This is a genomic window from Streptomyces sp. DSM 40750, from assembly GCF_024612035.1.
Taxonomy (GTDB): Bacteria; Actinomycetota; Actinomycetes; order Streptomycetales; family Streptomycetaceae; genus Streptomyces.
Genome location: NZ_CP102513.1, coordinates 2,310,017 through 2,333,522 on the forward strand (window position 1 = coordinate 2,310,017; position 23,506 = coordinate 2,333,522).

The 23,506-nt window shown below is 69.1% G+C and carries 21 protein-coding genes and 2 pseudogenes; 1 reads left to right on the top strand and 22 read right to left on the bottom strand.

The window, feature by feature from the left end; all coding sequences use genetic code 11:
• Nucleotides 1-125: 125 nt before the first annotated feature.
• From metK to pyrR, 13 genes are all read right to left on the bottom strand, one after another.
• The gene (gene metK, locus JIX55_RS10290; RefSeq protein ID WP_257563005.1) at nucleotides 126-1,334 is read right to left on the bottom strand and encodes a methionine adenosyltransferase; all 1,209 of its coding nucleotides are present in this window, start codon (nucleotides 1,332-1,334) and stop codon (nucleotides 126-128) included.
• Between the two features lie 240 nt (nucleotides 1,335-1,574).
• Nucleotides 1,575-2,777 (bottom strand): bifunctional phosphopantothenoylcysteine decarboxylase/phosphopantothenate--cysteine ligase CoaBC, encoded by a 1,203-nt coding sequence (coaBC, locus tag JIX55_RS10295; protein ID WP_257563006.1) that lies wholly within the window; start codon nucleotides 2,775-2,777, stop codon nucleotides 1,575-1,577.
• Between the two features lie 144 nt (nucleotides 2,778-2,921).
• A complete protein-coding gene (rpoZ, locus tag JIX55_RS10300) occupies nucleotides 2,922-3,191 on the bottom strand; it encodes a DNA-directed RNA polymerase subunit omega (protein ID WP_257547626.1) in 270 nt (89 codons plus the stop codon).
• Nucleotides 3,192-3,255: 64 nt separating this feature from the next.
• The gene (gene gmk, locus JIX55_RS10305) at nucleotides 3,256-3,849 is read right to left on the bottom strand and encodes a guanylate kinase (protein WP_257547625.1); all 594 of its coding nucleotides are present in this window, start codon (nucleotides 3,847-3,849) and stop codon (nucleotides 3,256-3,258) included.
• A gap of 59 nt (nucleotides 3,850-3,908) precedes the next feature.
• Nucleotides 3,909-4,232, bottom strand: coding sequence for an integration host factor (locus tag JIX55_RS10310; protein ID WP_003977346.1), 324 nt, complete (start codon nucleotides 4,230-4,232; stop codon nucleotides 3,909-3,911).
• A gap of 300 nt (nucleotides 4,233-4,532) precedes the next feature.
• Nucleotides 4,533-5,372, bottom strand: coding sequence for an orotidine-5'-phosphate decarboxylase (gene pyrF, locus JIX55_RS10315; protein WP_257563007.1), 840 nt, complete (start codon nucleotides 5,370-5,372; stop codon nucleotides 4,533-4,535).
• Nucleotides 5,369-6,475: a quinone-dependent dihydroorotate dehydrogenase gene (locus JIX55_RS10320; RefSeq protein WP_257563008.1), complete on the bottom strand. Its 1,107-nt coding sequence runs from the start codon at nucleotides 6,473-6,475 to the stop codon at nucleotides 5,369-5,371. Before JIX55_RS10320 ends, pyrF begins: the two co-directional genes overlap by 4 nt.
• Nucleotides 6,476-6,550: 75 nt before the next feature.
• Nucleotides 6,551-9,859, bottom strand: a complete 3,309-nt coding sequence (gene carB, locus JIX55_RS10325) for a carbamoyl-phosphate synthase large subunit (RefSeq protein WP_257563009.1) — start codon at nucleotides 9,857-9,859, stop codon at nucleotides 6,551-6,553.
• Entirely contained in the window at nucleotides 9,852-10,994 is a 1,143-nt protein-coding gene (carA, locus tag JIX55_RS10330; protein ID WP_257563010.1) for a glutamine-hydrolyzing carbamoyl-phosphate synthase small subunit, read from the bottom strand. The genes carB and carA overlap by 8 nt, the downstream gene beginning before the upstream one ends.
• Nucleotides 10,991-11,557, bottom strand: coding sequence for a PH-like domain-containing protein (locus JIX55_RS10335; RefSeq protein WP_257563011.1), 567 nt, complete (start codon nucleotides 11,555-11,557; stop codon nucleotides 10,991-10,993). The genes carA and JIX55_RS10335 overlap by 4 nt, the downstream gene beginning before the upstream one ends.
• Nucleotides 11,554-12,840, bottom strand: a complete 1,287-nt coding sequence (locus JIX55_RS10340) for a dihydroorotase (RefSeq protein WP_257563012.1) — start codon at nucleotides 12,838-12,840, stop codon at nucleotides 11,554-11,556. The genes JIX55_RS10335 and JIX55_RS10340 overlap by 4 nt, the downstream gene beginning before the upstream one ends.
• Nucleotides 12,841-12,845: 5 nt before the next feature.
• The gene (locus JIX55_RS10345; protein WP_257563013.1) at nucleotides 12,846-13,826 is read right to left on the bottom strand and encodes an aspartate carbamoyltransferase catalytic subunit; all 981 of its coding nucleotides are present in this window, start codon (nucleotides 13,824-13,826) and stop codon (nucleotides 12,846-12,848) included.
• A gap of 126 nt (nucleotides 13,827-13,952) precedes the next feature.
• Nucleotides 13,953-14,549 (bottom strand): bifunctional pyr operon transcriptional regulator/uracil phosphoribosyltransferase PyrR, encoded by a 597-nt coding sequence (gene pyrR, locus JIX55_RS10350; protein WP_257563014.1) that lies wholly within the window; start codon nucleotides 14,547-14,549, stop codon nucleotides 13,953-13,955.
• Nucleotides 14,550-14,768: 219 nt separating this feature from the next.
• On the opposite strand from pyrR, the gene bldD reads away from it, so the two are divergent.
• Nucleotides 14,769-15,269 (top strand): transcriptional regulator BldD, encoded by a 501-nt coding sequence (bldD, locus tag JIX55_RS10355; RefSeq protein ID WP_006379429.1) that lies wholly within the window; start codon nucleotides 14,769-14,771, stop codon nucleotides 15,267-15,269.
• 88 nt (nucleotides 15,270-15,357) lie between these two features.
• On the opposite strand, the gene nusB is transcribed toward bldD, so the two are convergent.
• The 9 genes and pseudogenes from nusB to JIX55_RS51415 all read right to left on the bottom strand — a co-directional run.
• On the bottom strand, nucleotides 15,358-15,798 hold the full coding sequence (gene nusB / locus JIX55_RS10360; protein ID WP_257563015.1) for a transcription antitermination factor NusB: 441 nt from the start codon (nucleotides 15,796-15,798) through the stop codon (nucleotides 15,358-15,360).
• Nucleotides 15,799-15,800: 2 nt separating this feature from the next.
• Nucleotides 15,801-16,367: an elongation factor P gene (efp, locus tag JIX55_RS10365; protein ID WP_033532566.1), complete on the bottom strand. Its 567-nt coding sequence runs from the start codon at nucleotides 16,365-16,367 to the stop codon at nucleotides 15,801-15,803.
• 51 nt (nucleotides 16,368-16,418) lie between these two features.
• Nucleotides 16,419-17,525: an aminopeptidase P family protein gene (locus JIX55_RS10370; RefSeq protein ID WP_257563016.1), complete on the bottom strand. Its 1,107-nt coding sequence runs from the start codon at nucleotides 17,523-17,525 to the stop codon at nucleotides 16,419-16,421.
• A gap of 171 nt (nucleotides 17,526-17,696) precedes the next feature.
• Entirely contained in the window at nucleotides 17,697-18,692 is a 996-nt protein-coding gene (locus tag JIX55_RS10375; RefSeq protein WP_257563017.1) for an AAA family ATPase, read from the bottom strand.
• 177 nt (nucleotides 18,693-18,869) lie between these two features.
• On the bottom strand, nucleotides 18,870-19,961 hold the full coding sequence (gene aroB / locus JIX55_RS10380) for a 3-dehydroquinate synthase (RefSeq protein ID WP_257563018.1): 1,092 nt from the start codon (nucleotides 19,959-19,961) through the stop codon (nucleotides 18,870-18,872).
• The gene (locus JIX55_RS10385; protein ID WP_257569281.1) at nucleotides 19,958-20,440 is read right to left on the bottom strand and encodes a shikimate kinase; all 483 of its coding nucleotides are present in this window, start codon (nucleotides 20,438-20,440) and stop codon (nucleotides 19,958-19,960) included. Before JIX55_RS10385 ends, aroB begins: the two co-directional genes overlap by 4 nt.
• Nucleotides 20,441-20,472: 32 nt before the next feature.
• Nucleotides 20,473-21,657: a chorismate synthase gene (gene aroC, locus JIX55_RS10390; RefSeq protein ID WP_257563019.1), complete on the bottom strand. Its 1,185-nt coding sequence runs from the start codon at nucleotides 21,655-21,657 to the stop codon at nucleotides 20,473-20,475.
• A 450-nt stretch (nucleotides 21,658-22,107) separates the two neighbouring features.
• A pseudogene (locus JIX55_RS51410) lies at nucleotides 22,108-22,307 on the bottom strand (hypothetical protein); the annotation flags it as partial.
• 968 nt (nucleotides 22,308-23,275) lie between these two features.
• Nucleotides 23,276-23,482 (bottom strand): annotated as a pseudogene (locus JIX55_RS51415) (IS701 family transposase); the annotation flags it as partial.
• Nucleotides 23,483-23,506 lie beyond the last annotated feature (24 nt).

Below are 23,506 nucleotides of genomic sequence, written 5' to 3' on the forward strand. Positions count from 1 at the left end.
CATCCGACGCCGCCCGAATCCCCACCGCCCGTTCATCGCCTTCACACCGGAAGGCGATGAACGCGGCGAGGCCCGGCGCCCCCAAGGGGCACCGGGCCTCGTGATGAACCGAAGAGCCGCAGGCCTTACAGCCCCGTCGCCTTGCGCAGGGCCTCGACGCGGTCCGTGCGCTCCCAGGTGAACTCCGGGAGTTCGCGGCCGAAGTGGCCGTAGGCGGCGGTCTGGCCGTAGATCGGGCGGAGGAGGTCGAGGTCGCGGATGATGGCGGCCGGGCGGAGGTCGAAGACCTCGTCGATGGCCTTCTCGATCTTCTCGGTGTCGACCTTGGCGGTGCCGAAGGTCTCGACGAAGAGGCCGACGGGCTCGGCCTTGCCGATGGCGTAGGCGACCTGGACCTCGCAGCGGGAGGCGAGGCCCGCCGCGACGACGTTCTTGGCGACCCAGCGCATCGCGTACGCCGCCGAACGGTCCACCTTGGACGGGTCCTTGCCGGAGAAGGCGCCACCGCCGTGGCGGGCCATGCCGCCGTAGGTGTCGATGATGATCTTGCGGCCGGTGAGGCCGGCGTCGCCCATCGGGCCGCCGATCTCGAAGCGGCCCGTCGGGTTGACCAGCAGGCGGTAGCCCTCGGTGTCCAGCTTGATGCCGTCGTCCAGGAGGGCCTTCAGCTCCGGCTCCACCACGAACTCACGGATGTCGGGGGCCAGGAGGGACTCCAGGTCGATGTCGCTGGCGTGCTGCGAGGAGACGACCACCGTGTCCAGACGGACCGCCTTGTCACCGTCGTACTCGATGGTGACCTGCGTCTTTCCGTCCGGACGCAGGTAGGGGATCGTGCCGTTCTTGCGGACCTCGGACAGGCGCTTCGACAGGCGGTGCGCCAGGAAGATCGGGAGCGGCATCAGCGTCGGCGTCTCGTCCGTCGCGTAGCCGAACATCAGACCCTGATCGCCCGCACCCTGGCGGTCCAGCTCGTCCTCGTCACCCTCGACCCGGGACTCGTAGGCCGTGTCGACACCCTGCGCGATGTCCGGGGACTGCGAGCCGATCGACACCGACACACCGCAGGAGGCGCCGTCGAAGCCCTTCTTCGACGAGTCGTAGCCGATGTCCAGGATGGTGTCGCGGACCAGCTGGGCGATCGGCGCATACGCCTTGGTCGTGACCTCGCCGGCCACGTGCACCAGGCCGGTCGTGATGAGCGTCTCCACTGCGACACGGGACTGGGGGTCCTCGCGCAGGAGCGCATCGAGAATGGCATCGCTGATCTGGTCAGCGATCTTGTCGGGGTGACCCTCGGTCACTGACTCCGAGGTGAACAGACGACGGGACACAACGCTCCCTGGGGTTGCAGCGGCTGCTGGCTGATCATGGACGGACGTGCTCGGGGGCTGCGCCCGGCGTCGTCCGAGAACAGTTTATCGGTCGGGCTCGGCCACCGGCCCACCTGTCTCGCCTCTCGGGAGCTCTGTGACCTGCGGCACGTGCATTCTGCCCAATGGCCGTCGGTGTCCGCCAGGGTCGCCACGCCTCAATGTGCGAGGTTCGAGTGGGCCGTGGCGCGAATGGAACAGTCAGTCCAGGCGGCTCGCAACCAAGTCCCACACCATTTCGGCCAAGGCTTCCTTCGGGCCGTACGGCACCGGCGTCTCACTTCCGTCGGCTCCCAGCACAACGGCCTCGTTCTCCTCGGAGCCGAAGGTCTTGCGCTCCCCCACCTCGTTCACCACCAGCAGATCGCACCCCTTGCGTGCCAGTTTGGCGCGGCCGTTGGCGAGGACGTCGTCGGTCTCGGCGGCGAAGCCGACGACCACCTGACCCGGGCGCGAACGGTCCGCCGAGATCTCCGCGAGGATGTCCGGATTACGAACCAGGACTATGGGCTCGGGCTCCCGGCCTTCCTTCTTCTTGATCTTGCCGGCGGCGTATGTCTCGGGGCGGAAGTCAGCCACCGCCGCCGCCATCACCACGACGTCCGCGTCCGGCGCCGCCTTGAGCACCGCCTCGCGCAGCTGGACCGCCGTGCCGACCCGAACGAGATCCACACCCGCGGGGTCCGGCAGCCCGGTGTTCGCCTCGATCAGCGTGACCCGGGCGCCCCGCGCGGCGGCCGTACGCGCCAGGGCATAGCCCTGCTTGCCGGAAGAGCGGTTGCCGAGGAAGCGGACCGGGTCGAGGGGCTCTCGGGTGCCGCCGGCGGTCACAACGACGTGCCGGCCGACGAGGTCCGGCTCGGTGACGCCCCGGGCCAGCACTCGGCGGCAGACCTCGAAGATCTCCGCGGGGTCCGGCAGCCGGCCCCTGCCGGTGTCGACGCCGGTCAGTCGGCCCACGGCGGGGTCGATGACGAGGGCGCCGCGGCGGCGGAGCGTGGCCACGTTCTCCTGGGTGGCCGGGTGCTCCCACATCTCGGTATGCATGGCGGGGGCGAAGACAACCGGGCAGCGGGCGGTCAGGAGGGTGTTCGTGAGGAGGTCGTCGGCGAGGCCGTGGGCGGCCTTGGCCAGCATGTCGGCGGTCGCCGGGGCCACGATCACCAGGTCGGCCTCCTGGCCGATGCGGACGTGCGGCACCTCGTGGACGCTGTCCCACACCTCGGTGGAGACGGGGTTGCCGGAGAGCGCGGACCAGGTGGCGGCGCCGACGAAGTGCAGCGCGGAGTCGGTCGGTACGACCCGTACGTCATGACCGGACTCGGTCAGCCGGCGCAGCAGCTCGCACGCCTTGTAGGCGGCGATACCACCGCTGACCCCCAGAACGACCTTCGGCTTGCCCACCGGGCCTCCCCGCACTAGAACCCGAACCTGACAGACGTACACCGCGGCTCGTCGGCGTACGCGTCCATCACACACCACAGGCCCGGCAGTCGCGCTGCCGGGCCTGTGGAAAAACCAACCGCAAGCTGAAAATACTACCGACGCTTACGCGGGACCCTCGATGGCCTCGGACGTCAGCAGACCCGCGTTGATCTCGCGCAGGGCGATCGAGAGCGGCTTCTCGTGGACGTGGGTGTCGACGAGGGGACCGACGTACTCGAGGAGGCCCTCGCCGAGCTGCGAGTAGTACGCGTTGATCTGGCGGGCACGCTTGGCCGCGTAGATCACGAGGCTGTACTTCGAGTCGGTGGCCTCGAGGAGCTCGTCGATCGGCGGGTTGATGATGCCCTCGGGCGCGGAGATGGAAGAGGACACGCTCTACCTTCCGATGGATGGGAAAAGATCGGTCGTGATCACAGAAACCGGACAGAACCTGTGATCACACAACATCCATCAAGGCTAGCAGCTCGCGGGCCACGTCCTCGACGGAGGTGTTGACCAAGGTCACGTCGAACTCCGGCTCGGCCGCCAGCTCGATCTTGGCCGCCTCCAGGCGGCGCTCGATCACCTCGGGCGGTTCGGTACCCCGCCCGGTGAGCCGGCGCACCAGCTCCTCCCAGGAGGGAGGAGCCAGGAACACCAGCTGGGCCTCGGGCATGGTCTCGCGGACCTGCCGTGCGCCCTGGAGGTCGATCTCCAGCAGGACGGGCTCGCCCCGCTCCAGGCGTTCGAGCACGGCGGCCCGGGGAGTGCCGTAGCGGTTGCCGGCGAACTCGGCCCACTCCAACAGCTCGCCGTTGGCGATCAGCTTGTCCATCTCCTCGTCGGTGACGAAGAAGTAGTGGACTCCGTGCTGCTCGCCAGGGCGCGGCTTGCGGGTCGTCGCCGACACCGAGAGCCAGACCTCGGGGTGCGCCTTGCGCATATGGGCGACGACCGTGCTCTTACCGACCCCGGAGGGGCCGGAGAGCACGGTCAGCCGCGGACGTACGTCCGGGGGCTCGGGGGTCGTCCCCCGGAATGTTGCAGCCATGCAGCGATTATTCCAGCAATCCCGGAGTGCCCGGGACTCCCTTCCCGGAGTACCCGGGATCAGGAACCGGTGCTGCCGAACTCACGCTCCAGGGAAGCGATCTGGTTGGAACCGAGGCCGCGTACACGACGGCTCTCGGAGATGCCGAGTCGCTCCATGATCTGCTTGGCGCGGACCTTGCCCACGCCCGGCAGGGACTCAAGCAGGGCGGAGACCTTCATCTTGCCGATGACGTCGTTCTCCTGGCCCTGCTTGATGACCTCATGCAGGGAGGCGCCGGAGTGCTTGAGTCGATTCTTGACCTCGGCCCGCTCCCGGCGAGCCGCGGCGGCCTTTTCGAGCGCGGCTGCGCGCTGTTCAGGGGTAAGGGGCGGAAGAGCCACGCCTACGTCACCTCGGATGTCGAACTGTCGGATACGGACCGGTGAGGAACCTAGTCGCCCCACACCTGAGGAGCTACGAGCAACACGCTTGCCCGTTCTCCCCCACTGCCTTGAGGGGCGTGGGAGGTGCCCCCACTCGTCGGAGACTAGCGGCCAACTCCGCCAGAGTCAGCGAGAACAGCGGAAAAGTCCTGGTCAGCCTCCATGGAGTCGGACATATGCCGCATACTGCCCCGGATTTGAGAATGTATTCAGACTCAAGCAGTCCGGTAAGCGCCGCCGGACCACTCATCGGAGGTCTCACCCGGCGACCATCGCGACCCGGATCCCGTCCGCGAAACGATCCGAGGCGTCACGCAGCGCGACGACATCAGGACCGTGACGTAGAACACCCCGGCTGACATTCGGGACCACATTGCGCACGGCAGCCCCGAAGACCGCCGGGAGATCGGCCGGAGTGGCTCCCTGTGCGCCGATCCCGGGCGCGAGGAGAGGTCCGTTGATGTTCAGGTCGTACGACGAGAGGTCGCCCAGCGTGGCGCCGACGACGGCCCCGAAGGAGCCCATGGGCTCCTCCCCCGCGTTCTCGGCCGCCAGGTGTGCCAGCATCGTCGCTCCGACGTTCCGCCCGTCGCCGCGCACGGCGTGCTGCACCTCGCCGCCCTCCGGATTGGAGGTGAGCGCCAGCACGAACAGTCCGGCTCCGCTCTCGCGCGCCAGCTCCACGGCGGGCTTCAGCGAGCCGTAACCCAGGTACGGCGACACGGTCAGCGCGTCCGAGAACAGGGGCGCGTCCTTGTGCAGGAAGGTCTCGGCGTACGCCGCCATGGTGGAGCCGATGTCGCCGCGCTTGGCGTCCATGACGACCAGCGCGCCGGCCGCCCGCGCCTCCTGGACGGACTTCTCCAGTACGGCGATGCCGCGCGACCCGAAACGCTCGAAGAAGGCGCTCTGCGGCTTGAGGACGGCCACGCGGTCCGCCAGCGCCTCGACGACCGTGCGGCTGAAGCGCTCCAGGCCCGCGATGTCGTCGTTCAGGCCCCAGTCGGTGAGCAGGGAGGCGTGCGGGTCCATGCCGACGCACAGCGGTCCGCGCTCGTCCATGGCGCGGCGCAGCCGCGCACCGAAAGGCTCAGTCATACCGTCTTCCTCACGTCGCTGCCGACCGCGTCGGCGAGGGTGGCGTACGGGCTCGTGCGGAGGCGTACGGCGAGGCCCTTGTGAATGGCACGCGCCCAGAAGGGGCCCTCATAGACGAAGGCGCTGTAGCCCTGGACCAGCGTGGCGCCGGCCAGGATGCGCTGCCAGGCGTCCTCGGCGTTCTCGATGCCGCCGACGCCCACCAGGGTGATCCGGTCGCCCACGCGCGCGTAGAGGCGGCGCAGGACCGCGAGGGAGCGGGCCTTGACGGGGGCGCCGGAGAGGCCGCCCGTCTCCTTCACGAGGGAGGGTTCGGATGTCAAGCCGAGTCCCTCGCGCGCGATGGTGGTGTTCGTGGCGATGATCCCGTCCAGGCCCAGCTCCACGGCGAGGTCGGCGACGGCGTCGATGTCCGCGTCGGCGAGGTCCGGCGCGATCTTCACCAGCAGCGGCACCCGGCGCGTGCGCACCGTGCGGTCGGCGGCCTCGCGGACGGCGGTCAGCAGGGGGCGCAGCGCCTCCGTGGCCTGGAGGTTGCGCAGGCCCGGCGTGTTGGGCGAGGAGACGTTCACGACCAGGTAGTCGGCGTACGGCGCGAGGCGCTCCGTGGACTTCACGTAGTCCCCGGCGGCCTCGTCCTCCGGGACGACCTTGGTCTTGCCGATGTTGACGCCCACGACGGTCTTGAAGACGGGCGTACGGGAGGCCAGACGGGCGGCCACGGCGAGCGAGCCCTCGTTGTTGAAGCCCATGCGGTTGATCAACGCCCGGTCGGCGACCAGGCGGAACAGCCGCTTCTTGGGGTTTCCGGGCTGGGCCTCACCCGTCACCGTGCCGATCTCGACGTGGTCGAATCCCAGCATCGACATCCCGTCGATGGCGACGGCGTTCTTGTCGAAGCCGGCGGCCAGCCCGAAGGGGCCGTGCATGCGCAGCCCGAACGCCTCCGTGCGCAGTTCCTCGTAGCGGGGGGCCAGCGCGGCCGCGACGAAGGTGCGCAGCACGGGGATGCGGACGGCGAGGCGGATCCAGCGGAAGGCCAGGTAGTGGGCCTCCTCAGGGTCCATCCGTGTGAAAACCAGACGGAAGAAAAGCTTGTACATCAGTCAGTGTCCTCTTGAAGCCTCATGAGCCTCATGAAGAGGGGGACACCGTTTCCGGTGTCCCCCTCAGGGCTGCTAGTCGCGGGCCGCGGTCAGGTGTTCGGCGTGTTCCTGGAGTGAGCGCACACCCACGTCGCCGTGGTTGAGCGCGTCGATGCCCTGGACGGCCGCGGCGAGCGCCTGGACCGTCGTCAGGCACGGCACGGACCGGGCCACGGCCGCCGTACGGATGTCGTAGCCGTCGAGGCGGCCGCCGGTGCCGTACGGCGTGTTGACGATGAGGTCGACCTCGCCGTCGTGGATGAGCTGGACGATGGTCTTCTCGCCGTTCGGGCCGGTGCCCTCGGACTGCTTGCGGACGACGGTGGCGTTGATGCCGTTGCGCTTGAGTACCTCGGCCGTGCCGGACGTGGCGAGCAGTTCGAAGCCGTGGGCGACCAGCTCACGCGCCGGGAAGATCATCGAGCGCTTGTCGCGGTTGGCGACCGAGATGAACGCGCGGCCCTTGGTGGGCAGCGGCCCGTAAGCGCCGGCCTGCGACTTGGCGTACGCCGTGCCGAAGACCGAGTCGATGCCCATGACCTCTCCGGTGGAGCGCATCTCCGGGCCGAGGATCGTGTCGACACCGCGTCCGTGGATGTCGCGGAAGCGCGACCACGGCATGACGGCCTCCTTGACGGAGATCGGTGCGTCGAGCGGCAGCTCACCACCGTCACCGTTGGCCGGAAGCAGCCCCTCCACCCGCAGCTCGGCGATGGTCGCGCCGAGCGAGATCCGGGCGGCGGCCTTGGCCAGCGGCACCGCGGTCGCCTTCGAGGTGAAGGGGACGGTGCGGGAGGCGCGCGGGTTGGCTTCGAGGACGTAGAGGATGTCGCCGGCCATCGCGAACTGGATGTTGATCAGACCACGCACCCCGACGCCCTTGGCGATGGCCTCCGTGGAGGCTCGCAGGCGCTTGATGTCGAAGCCGCCGAGGGTGATCGGGGGCAGGGCGCACGCCGAGTCCCCGGAGTGGATGCCGGCCTCCTCGATGTGCTCCATCACGCCACCGAGGTACAGCTCGTGGCCGTCGTACAGCGCGTCGACATCGATCTCGATCGCGTCGTCGAGGAAGCGGTCGACGAGGACCGGCCGGGAGGGGCTGATCTCGGTCGACTCCGCGATGTACGACTCGAGGCGGGCCTCGTCGTACACGATCTCCATGCCACGCCCGCCGAGCACGTACGACGGGCGGACGAGGACCGGGTAGCCGATCTCGTCGGCGATGGCCTTGGCGCCCACGAAGGTGGTCGCGGTGCCGTGCTTCGGCGCCGGGAGACCGGCCTCGGCGAGGACCTGGCCGAAGGCGCCACGGTCCTCGGCGGCGTGGATGGCCTCCGGAGAGGTGCCCACGATCGGTACGCCGTTGTCCTTGAGCGCCTGCGCCAGGCCCAGCGGGGTCTGGCCGCCGAGTTGGACGACGACGCCCGCGATCGGGCCGGCCAGCGACTCGGCGTGGACGATCTCCAACACGTCTTCGAGCGTCAGCGGCTCGAAGTACAGGCGGTCGGAGGTGTCGTAGTCCGTGGAGACGGTCTCCGGGTTGCAGTTGACCATCACGGTCTCGTAGCCCGCGTCGCTGAGCGCGAAGGAGGCGTGCACGCAGGAGTAGTCGAACTCGATGCCCTGGCCGATGCGGTTGGGGCCGGAGCCCAGGATGATCACGGCCGGCTTCTCACGCGAAGCGACCTCCGTCTCCTCGTCGTAGGAGGAGTAGAAGTACGGCGTCTTCGCCGCGAACTCGGCGGCGCACGTGTCGACCGTCTTGTACACCGGGCGCACGCCCAGCGCGTGCCTGACCTCGCGGACAACGTCCTCGCGCAGCCCGCGGATCTCACCGATCTGCTGGTCGGAGAAGCCGTGCCGCTTGGCCTCGGCGAGCAGGTCGACGTTCAGGCGCTCGGCGGCGGCCAGCTCGTCCGCGATCTCCTTGATCAGGAAGAGCTGGTCGACGAACCACGGGTCGATCTTCGTGGCCTCGAAGACCTCCTCGGGCGTGGCGCCCGCGCGGATGGCCTGCATGACGGTGTTGATCCGGCCGTCGGTCGGCCGGACGGCCTCGCGCAGCAGCTCCGCCTTGTCGCCGGGGTCGCCGACGAACGTGAACTGGCTGCCCTTCTTCTCCAGCGACCGCAATGCCTTCTGCAGCGCCTCGGTGAAGTTGCGGCCGATCGCCATGGCCTCGCCGACCGACTTCATGGTCGTGGTCAGGGACGAGTCGGCGGACGGGAACTTCTCGAAGGCGAAACGCGGAGCCTTCACGACCACGTAGTCGAGTGTCGGCTCGAAGGAGGCCGGGGTCTGCTCGGTGATGTCGTTCGGGATCTCGTCGAGCGTGTAGCCGACGGCCAGCTTGGCGGCGATCTTGGCGATCGGGAAACCGGTCGCCTTGGAGGCGAGCGCCGACGACCGCGATACACGCGGGTTCATCTCGATGACGATGACACGGCCGTCAACGGGGTTCACAGCGAACTGGATGTTGCAGCCGCCCGTGTCGACGCCGACCTCGCGGATGACGGCGATGCCGATGTCCCGCAGGATCTGGTACTCGCGGTCGGTGAGCGTCATCGCGGGCGCGACCGTGATCGAGTCACCGGTGTGCACACCCATGGGGTCGAAGTTCTCGATGGAGCAGACGACCACGACGTTGTCGTGCTTGTCGCGCATCAGCTCCAGCTCGTACTCCTTCCAGCCGAGGATGGACTCCTCCAGGAGCACCTCGGTGGTGGGAGACAGGGTCAGGCCCTGGCCGGCGATGCGGCGCAGCTCCTCCTCGTCGTGCGCGAAGCCGGAGCCGGCGCCGCCCATGGTGAAGGAGGGGCGGACGACGACCGGGTAACCGCCGAGCGTCTCGACACCCTTCAGCACGTCGTCCATGGAGTGACAGATCACCGACTGTGCACTCTCGCCGTACCCGATCTTGCTGTGAACCGCGTCAACAACCACCTTGAACTGATCGCGGTCCTCACCCTTGTGAATCGCCTCCACATTGGCGCCGATGAGCTCGACGCCGTACTTGGCCAGGACGCCGTTCTCGTGAAGCGAGATCGCGGTGTTGAGCGCCGTCTGGCCGCCCAGTGTGGGCAGCAGCGCGTCCGGGCGCTCCTTGGCGATGATCTTCTCGACGAACTCCGGGGTGATCGGCTCGATGTACGTGGCGTCGGCGATCTCCGGGTCGGTCATGATCGTCGCCGGGTTGGAGTTGACGAGGATGACTCGCAGGCCCTCGGCGCGCAGGATGCGGCACGCCTGGGTGCCGGAGTAGTCGAACTCGGCGGCCTGGCCGATGACGATCGGGCCGGAGCCGATGACCAGGACGGACTGGATATCGGTGCGCTTAGGCACGCTGGCCCTCCATCAGGGATACGAAGCGGTCGAACAGGTAGGCGGCGTCGTGCGGGCCCGCTGCCGCTTCGGGGTGGTACTGGACGCTGAAGGCGGGCCGGTCGAGGAGCTGGAGCCCCTCCACCACGTTGTCGTTGAGGCACACGTGGGAGACCTCGGCGCGGCCGTAGGGGGTCTCGGAGACCTTGTCGAGCGGGGCGTCGACGGCGAACCCGTGGTTGTGCGCGGTGACCTCGACCTTGCCGGTCGTACGGTCCTGCACCGGCTGGTTGATGCCGCGGTGGCCGTACTTCAGCTTGTAGGTGCCGAAGCCGAGCGCACGCCCCAGGATCTGGTTGCCGAAGCAGATGCCGAACAGCGGGGTGCCACGCTCCAGCACCGCCTGCATCACGGCGACGGGGTGATCGGCGGTGGCCGGGTCGCCCGGGCCGTTGGAGAAGAACACCCCGTCGGGATTCACGGCGAACACGTCCTCGACCGTCGCCGTCGCGGGCAGCACATGCACCTCGATGCCGCGCTCGGCCATGCGGTGCGGGGTCATGCCCTTGATGCCGAGGTCGACGGCGGCGACGGTGAACCTCTTCGTGCCGATCGCCGGGACGACGTACGTCTCCTTGGTGGCGACCTCCGCGGAGAGGTTCGCGCCCTTCATCTCAGGGGCCTGGCGGACCTCGGTGAGCATCGTGCCCTCGTCGGGCAGCGCGTTCCCGGAGAAGATGCCGACGCGCATGGCGCCGCGCTCGCGCAGATGGCGGGTGAGGGCCCGGGTGTCGATGCCGCTGATGCCGACGACGCCCTGCCGGTCCAGCTCCTCGTCGAGCGAACGGCGGGAGCGCCAGTTGGAGGGCACGCGCGCGGGGTCGCGTACGACGTATCCGGAGACCCAGATCTTCTTGGACTCGGGGTCCTCGTCGTTGACGCCGGTGTTGCCGACGTGCGGGGCGGTCATGACGACGACCTGGCGGTGGTACGACGGGTCGGTGAGGGTCTCCTGGTAGCCGGTCATCCCGGTGGAGAACACGGCCTCGCCGAAGGTCACCCCCACGGCCCCGTAGGCACGGCCGCGGAAGACCCGGCCGTCCTCCAGGACGAGTACGGCGGGAACCCTGGTGGCTCCCCGGGTGGAGGTCGTCATCGTGCGCCTTCCGTTTCCGTCTTGTTGATCATCTGGTTCAGGGTGTCGACCCACTCGTTGTGCTCGGCCGCGCGGTCGGAGCGGAACCCGGAGTCGAGCAGCTTGCCGCCGTGCTCCCAGGTGACGACCAGCAGCCCGCCCTCGGTGAGGACCTTCCCGGCGATGCCCTTGTCGAGCCGGGCCTCGCGCAGAGCCTCGACCGGGACGAAGAAGTCCGTCGCCCCCGGGCGTACGACATCCAGGCCCGCGTCCGTCAACGTCAGCTCGACCCGGCTGCGGGTGCCCAGGCCGTGCGCCACGATGCGGTCGAGCCACTGCCCGGCGGTGGTCGAGCCGTGGTAGCGGCCGCTCATGCCCAGTTTGGCCTCACCGGGCTCGTCCGGCGCGGTGAAGAGGGCGGGCAGGTCGCTCTGGAGCGTGCCGCGCCATTTCCAGCCCTCGCGCATCAGCCAGTAGACGAGGGCGACGAAGAGGGCGAGTCCGACGACCCAGCCGATGCGCGCGGCCCAGTCGGTGACCTCGGCCGATTCCTTCTCTGCGGCCAGCAGAATTACAGGTGTCACGTGAGCTTCCCGTCGACGAGCGTGGCCTTGCCCCGCAGCCACGTGTGCGTGACACGGCCCGGCAGCTCGCGGCCCTCGTAGGGGGTGTTGCGGCTGCGCGAGGCGAAGCCCGCGGGATCCACCGACCCACGGTAGGCCGTGTCGACGAGCGTGAGGTTGGCGGGCTCACCTGCCGAGACGGGACGTCCATGACCGGCCGCCTGCCCGATCCTGGCCGGCGTGAAGGACATGCGGTCCGCGACACCCGCCCAGTCGAGCAGGCCGGTGGCGACCATCGTCTCCTGGACCACCGACAAGGCGGTCTCCAGGCCGACCATGCCCATGGCGGCCGCGCCCCACTCGCAGTCCTTGTCCTCGTGCGGGTGCGGGGCGTGGTCGGTGGCGACGATGTCGATCGTGCCGTCCGCGAGCGCCTCACGCAGGGCCAGCACGTCGCGCTCGGTGCGCAGCGGCGGATTCACCTTGTAGACCGGGTTGTACGTCCGCACCAGCTCGTCGGTGAGGAGGAGGTGGTGCGGAGTGACCTCGGCGGTGACGTCGATGCCGCGCGACTTGGCCCAGCGCACGATCTCCACCGAGCCCGCGGTCGAGAGGTGGCAGATGTGGACGCGGGAACCCACGTGCTCGGCGAGCAGGACGTCCCGGGCGATGATCGATTCCTCGGCCACCGCCGGCCAGCCGCCGAGGCCCAGCTCGGCGGAGACGACGCCCTCGTTCATCTGGGCGCCCTCGGTCAGCCGCGGCTCCTGCGCGTGCTGGGCGACGACCCCGCCGAAGGCCTTCACGTACTCCAGGGCCCGGCGCATCATCACCGCGTCGTCGACGCACTTGCCGTCGTCCGAGAAGACGGTGACCCCGGCGGCCGACTCGTGCATCGCGCCCAGCTCGGCGAGCTTCTTGCCCTCCAGACCGACGGTGACGGCCCCGATGGGCTGGACGTCGCAGTACCCGTGCTCCTGGCCGAGCCGGTAGACCTGCTCGACCACACCGGCGGTGTCGGCGACGGGGAAGGTGTTGGCCATGGCGAAGACGGCCGTGTAGCCGCCGGAGGCCGCCGCACGCGTGCCGGTCAGCACGGTCTCGGAATCCTCACGCCCGGGCTCCCGCAGATGGGTGTGCAGGTCGACCAGGCCCGGCAGGAGCACCTTGCCGCCGGCCTCGACGACCTCGGCGCCCTCGTCGGACAGACCGACGCCCACCTCGGCGATGGTCCCGCCGTCGATCAGGACGTCCTGCGGCTCGCCGCCCAGCACCTTCGCCCCACGGATAAGGATCTTGCTCATCGTTCTTACTTCTCCTCGGTGGTACGGGTGTGGGTGACGGCGGGCTCGTTGCCGCCCAAAAGCAGGTACAGCACGGCCATCCGGATGGAGACTCCGTTGGCGACCTGCTCGACGACGGTGCAGCGGTCGGAGTCGGCGACCTCGGCGGTGATCTCCATGCCGCGGACCATCGGGCCGGGGTGCATCACGATGGCGTGCTCGGGCATCCGCGCCATGCGGTCGCCGTCGAGGCCGTAGCGCCGTGAGTACTCGCGCTCGGTCGGGAAGAACGCGGCGTTCATCCGCTCGCGCTGCACGCGCAGCATCATCACCGCGTCGGACTTGGCGAGCGTGCTGTCGAGGTCGTACGAGACCTCGCAGGGCCAGGAGCCGACGCCGACCGGGACCAGGGTGGGCGGGGCGACAAGGGTGACCTCGGCGCCGAGGGTGTGCAGCAGGTCGACGTTGGAGCGGGCGACCCGGCTGTGCAGGACGTCGCCGACGATCGTGATGCGCTTGCCGGACAGGTCCTGGCCGAGCCCGGCGTCCCGGCCGACGAGGCGGCGGCGCATGGTGAAGGCGTCGAGCAGGGCCTGGGTGGGGTGCTGGTGGGTGCCGTCACCGGCGTTGATCACGGCGGCGTCGATCCAGCCGGAGGTCGCCAGGCGGTACGGGGCCCCGGAGGCACCGTGCCGGATGACGACCGCGTCGACGCCCATGGCTTCGAGGGTCTGGGCGGTGTCCTTGAGGGACTCGCCCTTCGACACCGACGACCCCTTGGCGGAGAAGTTGATGACGTCCGCGGAGAGGCGCTTCTCGGCGGCCTCGAAGGAGATCCGGGTGCGGGTGGAGTCCTCGAAGAAGAGGTTGACGATCGTGCGGCCGCGCAGGGTCGGCAGTTTCTTGATCGGCCGGTCGGCGACCCGGGCCATCTCCTCGGCGGTGTCGAGGATCAGGACGGCGTCGTCGCGGGTGAGGTCGGCGGCCGAGATGAGATGACGCTGCATCTTTCAGGCTCCGTAAGGCTGTTCAGTATGGGGAGGCGAGGTCCCGACCGGCCGGGCACAGCCGGGCAGGCGGGCACGCGGAGGCGCGATCCCGGGGCGCACGGCACCGCCGTACGCCTGCGATCGCTACTGCTGCGCGCCCCGGGCGGCCTGCTTCGCGCCGAGCAGCACGGTGTCCCGACCGTCCTCCTCGGCGAGCTGGACCTTGACCGTCTCCCGCAGCGACGTGGGGAGGTTCTTGCCGACGTAGTCGGCGCGGATGGGCAGTTCGCGGTGGCCGCGGTCGACGAGGACCGCGAGCTGGACGGCGCGCGGGCGGCCGATGTCGTTCAGCGCGTCGAGCGCGGCGCGGATCGTCCGGCCGGAGAAGAGCACGTCGTCGACGAGGACGACCAGGCGGCCGTCGATGCCGTCACCGGGGATCTCCGTGCGGGCCAGCGCACGCGGCGGGTGCATGCGCAGGTCGTCGCGGTACATGGTGATGTCCAGCGAGCCGACCGGGATCTTGCGGTCGGTGATCTCCGCCAGCTTGGCGGCGAGCCGCTGGGCGAGAAAGACGCCCCGGGTCGGGATGCCGAGGAGCACCACGTCGTCGGCGCCCTTGGCGCGTTCGACGATCTCGTGGGCGATGCGGGTCAGCACACGCGCGATGTCGGGGCCTTCGAGCACGGGCCTGGCATCGGACGACTGCGGATCCTGTTGCGGATTTTCTTGCGTGTCCATACGAAACGGACCCCCTTCTCCGCCTCACGGGACGGACCTTAAAGGACGTCGGATTTGCGCCATCCACGTTAGCAGGCCCCGACAACGCCCCTGATCACCCCCCTGGCGCAACCGATCACGGTTACCACGGAAGAGTCGGTCCGGACCATTCGGCTTGACGGGGCAGAGTCACGCTGCGTAACCTCACAGTGAGTCACCAGCCTTCGTCCGGGGAGCTATATGTCCAGCGAATACGCCAAACAGCTCGGGGCCAAGCTCCGGGCCATCCGCACCCAGCAGGGCCTTTCCCTCCACGGTGTCGAGGAGAAGTCCCAGGGACGCTGGAAGGCGGTCGTGGTCGGTTCGTACGAGCGCGGCGACCGCGCCGTCACCGTGCAGCGCCTCGCGGAGCTGGCGGATTTCTACGGGGTTCCGGTGCAGGAGCTGCTTCCCGGTACGACCCCTGGTGGCGCCGCCGAGCCGCCGCCGAAGCTGGTCCTCGACCTTGAGCGCCTGGCCCATGTGCCGGCCGAGAAGGCGGGCCCGCTGCAGCGCTACGCGGCGACGATCCAGTCCCAGCGCGGTGACTACAACGGCAAGGTGCTCTCGATCCGCCAGGACGACCTGCGCACACTCGCCGTCATCTACGACCAGTCCCCCTCGGTCCTCACCGAGCAGCTGATCAGCTGGGGCGTCCTCGACGCCGACGCCCGCCGCGCGGTCTCCCACGAGGAGGGCTGACAGCCCCGCCGGGGCGCAGCAGAAACGTGCCGCCGGGGTGACCTGAACCAATCGGTTCGGGCCACCCCGGCGGTTTTTGTCGTGCGCCTTACTTCCCCTCGGCTTCCCTGCGAAGCGAAGGCTTCAAGTCCTTCAGACGACCCAGCAGCCCGTTCACGAACGACGGCGAGTCGTCCGTGGAGAACTCCTTCGCCAGCTGAACCATCTCGTCCAGCACCACCGCGTCGGGAGTCTCATCGACCCAGATCAGCTCGTACGCCCCGAGGCGCAGGATGTTGCGGTCCACGACCGGCATCCGGTCGAGGGTCCAGCCCACCGAGTACTGCGCGATCAGTTCGTCGATCCGCTTGATGTGCTCCGCGTAGCCCTCGACCAGCAGCATGGTGTATTCACTGACCGGCGGCTGCCGGGTGTCGGATCGGGAGTGCCGGATCCAGTCGGCAAGCACGGTCAGAACGTCGACCCCGCGCTGGTCGCCCTCGAAGAGGATCTGGAAGGCACGCTTGCGGGCCGTATTACGGGCAGCCACGGTTAGCTGTTCACCCGGCCGAGGTAGTCGCTCGTGCGGGTGTCGACCTTGATCTTCTCGCCGGTGGTGATGAAGAGCGGCACCTGGATCTGGTGGCCGGTCTCCAGCGTGGCGGGCTTGGTGCCACCGGTGGAGCGGTCGCCCTGGACGCCCGGCTCGGTCTCCTGGATCACGAGCTCGACGGCGGCCGGCAACTCGACGAAGAGCACTTCGCCCTCGTGCTGCGCGACGGTGGCCGTGAAGCCCTCGATCAGGAAGTTGGCGGCGTCGCCGACGGCCTTGCGGTCGACCATGAGCTGGTCGTAGGTCTCCATGTCCATGAAGACGAAGTACTCGCCGTCCATGTAGGAGAACTGCATGTCTCGCTTGTCGACAGTGGCCGTCTCGACCTTGACGCCGGCGTTGAACGTCTTGTCGACGACCTTGCCGGAGAGCACGTTCTTGAGCTTGGTGCGCACGAAGGCCGGGCCCTTGCCGGGCTTGACGTGCTGGAACTCGACGACGGACCAGAGCTGGCCGCCTTCGAGCTTGAGCACCAGGCCGTTCTTGAGGTCGTTCGTGGAAGCCACGGTTGCGGAATCTCCTGGACTGACGTGGACGACCCCGGGGCACGCACCTGCCTAGAGGGCGAGCAGCTCCTTGGTCGTGATGGTGAGTAGCTCGGGTCCGCCGTCCGCCTCGGGGCGTACGACGAGCGTGTCATCGATCCGGACGCCGCCCCGGCCGGGGAGGTGGACCCCCGGTTCGACGGTGACCGGCACGCAAGCGTCCAGTTTACCCATGGCCGCGGGGGCCAACTGCGGGTCCTCGTCGATTTCGAGTCCGACACCGTGCCCCATCAGCATCGGAAGGCCGTCACCGTACCCCCCGGAGTCCAGTACCTGGCGGGCCGCGCGGTCCACGGCGCGGTAGGCCGCACCGGGTACCAGCGCCTCCCGTCCGGCCCGCTGGGCTGCGAAGACCAGGTCGTAGAGCTCGATCTGCCAGTCGGCGGGCGAGGTGCCGATGACGAACGTACGGCCGATCTCACAGCGGTAGCCGCGGTAGGTCGCACCGAGGCACACGGAGAGGAAATCGCCCTCCTCGACCCGGCGGTCGGTGGGGAGGTGGCCGGGGCGGCCGGAGTTCGGGCCGGTCCCGACGGAGGTGGTGAAGGCCGGGCCGTCGGCGCCGTGGTCGACGAGGCGGCGCTCCAGTTCCAGGGCGAGATGGCGCTCGGTGCGGCCGACGAGGATCGATTCGAGCAGTTCGCCGAGCGCCTGGTCGGTGATCTCCGCGCCGATCCGCAGACAGGAGATCTCCTCCTCGTCCTTGATCACTCTCAGCTGCTCGACGGCGCCGCCGAGGTCGGCGAGGCGCAGCCGGGGCGCGACCGAGCGGATCGCGCGGTGCCGGGCCACGGTGAGGTGATGCTCCTCCACGGCGAGGGACTCGGCGCCCATGGCCGCGGCCATGTCGGCGGCGGCGACCCCGGGGTCGCCGCCGGGCCTCGGCAGCACCTGGACGCGTAGCGATTCGTCGGGGCGGCCCTCGCCTGCTTCGCCGCTCGGGGGCGCGCCACAGACGAGTACGTCCTCGGTCTTCCCGAGCAGCAGAGCGGCACCATGGGGGGCCGCCCCCGCGAGATACCGGACGTTGGCGGGGCGGGTCACGAGTGCGGCGGCGCTGCCGCTCGTGTTGCAGCACTTCCTCAGCCGCTCGCGGCGGGCCGCGTACACCTCTGACATGGTTTGAGCGTATGAGCTGCGCAGGTCGGTCGCCGGTCGAACGGGGCCGAGCGGGGGCGCGCCGAACGGGGGACAGCGGTGCGACGAGAGGTCCTGCGCCCGCTGCGAGCCGACGGAGGTTGTTCGCGCAGTTCCCCGCGCCCCCTCTCGGGTCGGCTCAGTGTGCGGTGTTCACCACTTGGGCGGACTCGCGACCGACCTTGCCAGAACCTCGTCCAGGACGCGTGCCGTGCTCGGTACGTCCAGCTGGGAGTTGTCGATGATGGGGAGGCCGGAGCCGTACCAGCCCGCCATGCGGCCGTGGATGCGGGCGACCTCTTCGTCGGTGAGGCGGCGGTTGCCCGAGCGCTCGGCGTTGCGCTCGAGGACGATCTCCAGGCCCGGCAGGAGGACGACGGGGAGCAGGCCGGGGCCGACGTGCCGCTTCCAGCCGCCGAGGCCGACAACCGGGCGGTCGGGGAAGACCGCGTCGTCGAGGATGCAGGAGATGCCGTTGGCCAGGAAGTTGCGGGCCGCGAAGCCGCAGGTGCGGCGGGCGAGACGATACTGCGCCTCGGAGTTGTCGTTCCAGCCGGACTGAGGGTCCGCGAAGCCGGAGCGCACCCATTCGCGTACGTCGTCCAGGCTGATGTGCGCGGTGGGCACCCGGCGGTGGTCCGCCCAGTACTTGGCGACGCTGGTCTTGCCGGCCCCGGCGGGCCCGATGAGCAGGACCGCGAGCGTGGTGGTCGTGACGTCGGGCGCGCCCGTGGCGGGCGGCGGCATGGTGACGGGGCCGCCCGGCGGCAGTTGCACGTGTCCGGTCGTGTCCCTGGGGACTCCCGTCTGGTGCGCGGCCGAGGTGTGCGAATGCCCGGGGCCTCCGGCGAAGCCCGGGGCGGGCGGGGACACCGAGCCGGGGGACGCGGGCGGAGGGACGGACCCGGGGGGCGCGGCCGGTGTCGGCGGGGCCATGGGCGCGGGCGGGGTCGTCGGCACGGGGCCCGGGTGCGTGCCGGGTGGGGCCGGGTGGCTCGCGCCCGGATGTCCCGGAGGGGTCGCGCCCGGCGGTCCCGGGTGAGGAGGGGCCGGGTGTCCCTGGTGGTTCGCGGTCGGCGACCACGGGGTCGCCGGGTCCTGCCCCTGCCGATGGGGCGGCGGCAGCGGAGCTCCCACTGCGTGCTGCATCCGGTGCCACTCCGTCTCGTACAGTCACATCGACACTGGCAGGCGGGGCCTTTCGACCCCGCCCTTACCGAACGGTACCGTCCCCGGCCACCGTTTGGTGAACGGCCGGGGGCAGCCCGAAGTGCCCAAGTGGCCATGACCACAAGGCGAATCGGACAGGAGCTGCCCGAGCGGGCGTTATTGGCCCACTTCGCCGTAGGCGGCGAGGAGTACGGCGGGGTCGGGTCCTTCCAGGACGGTGGGCTTGGCCAGGCCGTCCAGGACGATGAAGCGCAGCAGATCGCCCCGGGACTTCTTGTCGACCCTCATCGTCTCCAGCAGCTTGGGCCACTGGTCGTAGCGGTAGTGCAACGGCAGCCCGACCGCTTCGAGGACCGTGCGGTGACGGTCGGCGGTCGCGTCGTCCAACCGGCCCGCCAGACGGCCCAGTTCGGCGGCGAAATGCATCCCCACGGACACCGCCGCACCGTGGCGCCACTTGTAGCGTTCGTTCTTCTCGATCGCGTGGGCCAGGGTGTGACCGTAGTTCAGGATCTCCCGGCGCCCGGACTCCTTCAGATCCCCGGAGACCACCTCGGCCTTGACCCGGATCGACCGCTCGATCAGCTCCGAGGTGTGCGCCCCGGCAGGCGTGCGGGCGGCCTGCGGATCGGCCTCGATCAGGTCCAGGATCACCGGATCCGCGATGAACCCGGCCTTGATGATCTCCGCGAGCCCGGAGACGTAGTCGTTGACCGGCAGCGAGTCCAGCGCGGCCAGGTCGCACAGCACCCCGGCCGGCGGATGGAAGGACCCCACCAGGTTCTTGCCCTCGGCGGTGTTGATGCCGGTCTTGCCGCCGACGGCCGCGTCGACCATGGCGAGGACGGTGGTGGGGATGGCGATCCAGCGCACCCCGCGCAGCCAGGTCGCCGCCACGAACCCGGCCAGGTCCGTGGTGGCGCCGCCACCGACGCCGACGACGACGTCGGTACGGGTGAACCCGGACTGGCCCAGCGCCTTCCAGCAGTAGGCGGCGACCTCGGCGGTCTTGGCCTCCTCCGCGTTCGGCACCTGGATGGCGACGGCCTCGAAGCCCTGCTCGGCCAGTTCGGCGCGCAGGGCCTCGCCCGTGTCGTCCAGCGCCTCAGGATGGATCACGGCGACCCGCCGCACCCGGTTGCCGATCAACCCGCCCAGCTCACCGAGCAGTTGACGCCCGACCAGAACCTCGTACGGCTCGGTACCCGCCGTACCGCCGACCTGGATACGGGTCACTGTCTCGCTCATACTTCCTTCAACTCCAGTGCGTCCAGGGCCGCTTGGGTGACTTCCTCCGGCGTACGCCCGTCGGTGGGCACAACAGCCGTGGCCACCTCCTCATACAGGTTCCGCCGGGCCTCCATCAGCTCCCGCCACTGCTTGCGGGGGTTGACGGCCAGCAGCGGGCGGGCGGCGTTCAGGCCGGTGCGCTTGACCGCCTCCTCCACGTCCATCGAGAGGTAGACGACCCGCTGCCCGGCGAGCAGCCCGCGCGTCTCGGCGTCGAGGATCGCGCCCCCGCCGAGGGCGAGGACGCCGTCGTGGCCGGCCAGCGCCGCGTGCACGGCCCGCTTCTCGATGGCGCGGAACGCGGACTCGCCCTCGTCGACGAAGATCTCCGCGATCGCGCGGCCCTGCTCGGCCACGATGTCGTCGTCGGTGTCCCGGTAGGCGACGCCCAGCCGCTCGGCGAGCAGCTGCCCGACGGTGGACTTGCCGACGCCCATGGGTCCGACGAGAACGACCAGAGGCACCGGGTTCACCGGATCGCGAGGTGGTCGAGGTAGGAACGGACGTTGCGGGCCGTCTCGGTGACGCTGTCGCCGCCGAACTTCTCCGCCACCGCGTCCGCCAGCACCAGGGCCACCATCGCCTCGGCGACGATGCCCGCCGCCGGCACCGCGGAGACATCGGAGCGCTGGTGGTGGGCCTGCGTCGCCTCGCCGGTGGTCACGTCGATGGTCTGCAGCGCCCGCGGCACGGTCGCGATCGGCTTCATCGCCGCCCGCACCCGCAGCAGCTCGCCCGTCGTCAGACCGCCCTCGGTGCCACCGGAGCGGCCGGAGACCCGCCGGATGCCTTCGGGGGTGTTCACGATCTCGTCGTGCGCCTTGGAGCCGGGCACCCGCGCCAGCTCGAAGCCGTCACCGACCTCGACGCCCTTGATGGCCTGGATGCCCATCAGTGCGCCGGCGAGGCGGGCGTCCAGCTTGCGGTCCCAGTGCACGTGCGAGCCGAGGCCCACGGGCACGCCGTACGCCAGGATCTCGACGACTCCGCCGAGCGTGTCGCCGTCCTTGTGGGCCTGGTCGATCTCGGCGACCATCGCCTTCGACGCGTCGGCGTCCAGGCAGCGCACGGGGTCGGCGTCCAGCTTCTCGACGTCGGCCGGCGTCGGGTACACGCCCTGCGGGGCCTTCGCGGTCGCCAGCTCCACCACGTGCGAGACGATCTCGATCCCGGCCGTCTCCTTCAGATACGACCGGGCGACGGCACCGAGGGCGACACGGGCGGCGGTCTCCCGGGCGGAGGCGCGCTCCAGGACCGGCCGGGCCTCGTCGAAGCCGTACTTCTGCATCCCCGCCAGGTCGGCGTGACCGGGACGGGGACGGGTCAGCGGCGCATTGCGGGCCAGGCCGGCGAGGATCTCCGGGTCGACCGGGTCGGCCGCCATGACCTGCTCCCACTTCGGCCACTCGGTGTTCCCGACCATGATCGCCACCGGCGAGCCCATCGTCAGCCCGTGCCGCACCCCACCGAGGAACGTGACCTCGTCACGCTCGAACTTCATCCGCGCACCGCGTCCATAGCCCAGGCGCCGACGGGCCAGGTGGTCCGCCACCATCTCCGTGGTGATCGGCACGCCGGCGGGAAGTCCCTCCAGCGTCGCGACAAGTGCGGGACCGTGGGACTCCCCCGCGGTCAGCCAGCGCAACCTGCTCAACGGTGCTCCTCAGTGCTCGCGCCCGGTACTGCGTACTGCCTGCGTGTACGCGCGTCCTCGCGTACGGCGACGGCTACCGGGTGCGCGGCCCCGGCCCGCCACCTCCGATCCTCCCACGTCCGGGGCCGGGCCCCGGTCACAGGTCCAGCAGACGGACGGCCTGGCGCGGAGCAACCACCCGTCCAGCAAACTACCGCTGCACACGGATCATCGGGCCTGCCATCAGACAGACTGGCCCGTGCACCGAGAGTGCTCAAGTGCTGGGCCGACAAGGGCGTGACAAGAGCGCTGGCCGCCCGCTGCATCCCCTTTCCGGAGGCCGTCGTCCCAAGCGGTGGAAGCGTCGGCGTAACAGTGCCCGCGCCAAGATCCGCTGCCTCGGAGAACGGGTCATGGCCACTGTCGAGGGCTGTCAACTCCCACAGAATCACCGCTGCAATACCAACCACCTCAGCGATCTGGTAAATGACCTTCTCGCCCTTTACCGCGCATCAACACGACGCTAACTAACCTAAGCAGTGTCCCGTAAATGATCTCTGACGTGTTGTACAGGCGAGCGATTCGAGCATTGCGTGGTGGACGCCGTCGCCCTTGAAGCGGCAGTCGCGTAGGATCTTCCAGGGCTTCATGCGAGAGAAGGAATGGCGCACATCCGTGATGGGCGGCTCTGAGGTGAGCGACGATTCCTAAAGCAGCGCCGCCACCCGCGCTCGATGCGACATGCACGCGAGCTTTCCCCATGCCATGGACGAACGGATCGATGACCCCACATCCTCGCTGTTCAATGAAGGGCTGCCGACTCTCCTGATCAGTTACGGGAGAGTCCTCAGAGAAAAATAAACCTTTAGGTTAACAAGTGGGAGTGTCGACGCACCGATACGCCGACACTCCCTCAAGGCTACGCCCTACCGTACCGGGGATATCCGCAGGACGGGTTTATCTCCTCACTCTTCTCTGTCAGGCACACTTGAATCTTCACTCTCTCACCCTCGGGGATCTTGAAGTAGAAGTAGCAGCCAGTTGCGCCTGCGTTGCACACCTTCCGGCGAGGATTTACGCCATCCCATTGCACGTAGACCTGAACGCCGTGACTGTCCCGCGCATTATCATTGACTTGAACCCGCTCTCCGGCGGCTACACCTTGAAATACGTGGTCAGTGTAGTCGAATATCGCTTCCCCGGAGCACACTCCATAGTTATTGATGTCCCTGTTACAAGCTACCGCATTCTCGCCAGCATAGGCTGACCCTGGGGCAGTGAAAATAAGAGTTGCTGATGCGGTGACCGCAAGAAAGATTTTTTTGAATCCGTGATTAACTCGCATGCGCTCCGACTCCTCAAGGTGACCATTCCGCAGTGTCGCGGGCTTCGAATTGCGAGCGATCAACCCTCCCCCATAGGGCATGCCCCTGTCAAACTTTGGAAGGGATTCACCTGGCCGGCTTGCCGTTTAGTGCAATTTGTTCCACGTGGAGTCAGGTGGGCGACGGCCATCATGGCCAGAATGATGTGCCGGTAATAGGCCAGCTACTGAAGGGCCTGGTGGTGGTCCACCAAGCCCACTTCGCTCTCGGTGGCCTTGAGTACTCTTCGCTGGGACGAGCGCCCAGGCGCATCAGCGTAGACCGCGGGTGTTGTCGCCAGCGGATCGGATCTCCCAGGTGTGTTCCGGCAGGATCGCCGAGATGGTGCGGGCGTTCTGTCTGCGCAGTCCGGAATGGTGATTGGAGGCGAACGCCAGCACGTAGCTCAGGCGCTGCCCAGCCAGCCATCCGCGCACGACCGGGTCCTGGCCGTAGACCTCGTCGCCAGTACCCCAGCGAAAACAGCACCTTCGCGACAACCGCCT

Excerpts from the sequence above, each read along its gene's own strand:
- JIX55_RS10320 (WP_257563008.1), bottom strand. The coding sequence starts at position 6,475 with ATGTACAAGCTTTTCTTCCGTCTGGTTTTCACACGGATGGACCCTGAG.
- gmk (WP_257547625.1), bottom strand. The coding sequence starts at position 3,849 with ATGGCTGCAACATTCCGGGGGACGACCCCCGAGCCCCCGGACGTACGT.
- pyrR (WP_257563014.1), bottom strand. The coding sequence starts at position 14,549 with ATGGACACGCAAGAAAATCCGCAACAGGATCCGCAGTCGTCCGATGCC.
- JIX55_RS10375 (WP_257563017.1), bottom strand. The coding sequence starts at position 18,692 with ATGCAGCACGCAGTGGGAGCTCCGCTGCCGCCGCCCCATCGGCAGGGG.
- aroB (WP_257563018.1), bottom strand. The coding sequence starts at position 19,961 with ATGAGCGAGACAGTGACCCGTATCCAGGTCGGCGGTACGGCGGGTACC.
- bldD (WP_006379429.1), top strand. The coding sequence starts at position 14,769 with ATGTCCAGCGAATACGCCAAACAGCTCGGGGCCAAGCTCCGGGCCATC.
- JIX55_RS10345 (WP_257563013.1), bottom strand. The coding sequence starts at position 13,826 with ATGCAGCGTCATCTCATCTCGGCCGCCGACCTCACCCGCGACGACGCC.
- JIX55_RS10385 (WP_257569281.1), bottom strand. The coding sequence starts at position 20,440 with ATGGGCGTCGGCAAGTCCACCGTCGGGCAGCTGCTCGCCGAGCGGCTG.
- JIX55_RS10340 (WP_257563012.1), bottom strand. The coding sequence starts at position 12,840 with ATGAGCAAGATCCTTATCCGTGGGGCGAAGGTGCTGGGCGGCGAGCCG.
- pyrF (WP_257563007.1), bottom strand. The coding sequence starts at position 5,372 with ATGACTGAGCCTTTCGGTGCGCGGCTGCGCCGCGCCATGGACGAGCGC.
- carA (WP_257563010.1), bottom strand. The coding sequence starts at position 10,994 with ATGACGACCTCCACCCGGGGAGCCACCAGGGTTCCCGCCGTACTCGTC.
- JIX55_RS10370 (WP_257563016.1), bottom strand. The coding sequence starts at position 17,525 with ATGTCAGAGGTGTACGCGGCCCGCCGCGAGCGGCTGAGGAAGTGCTGC.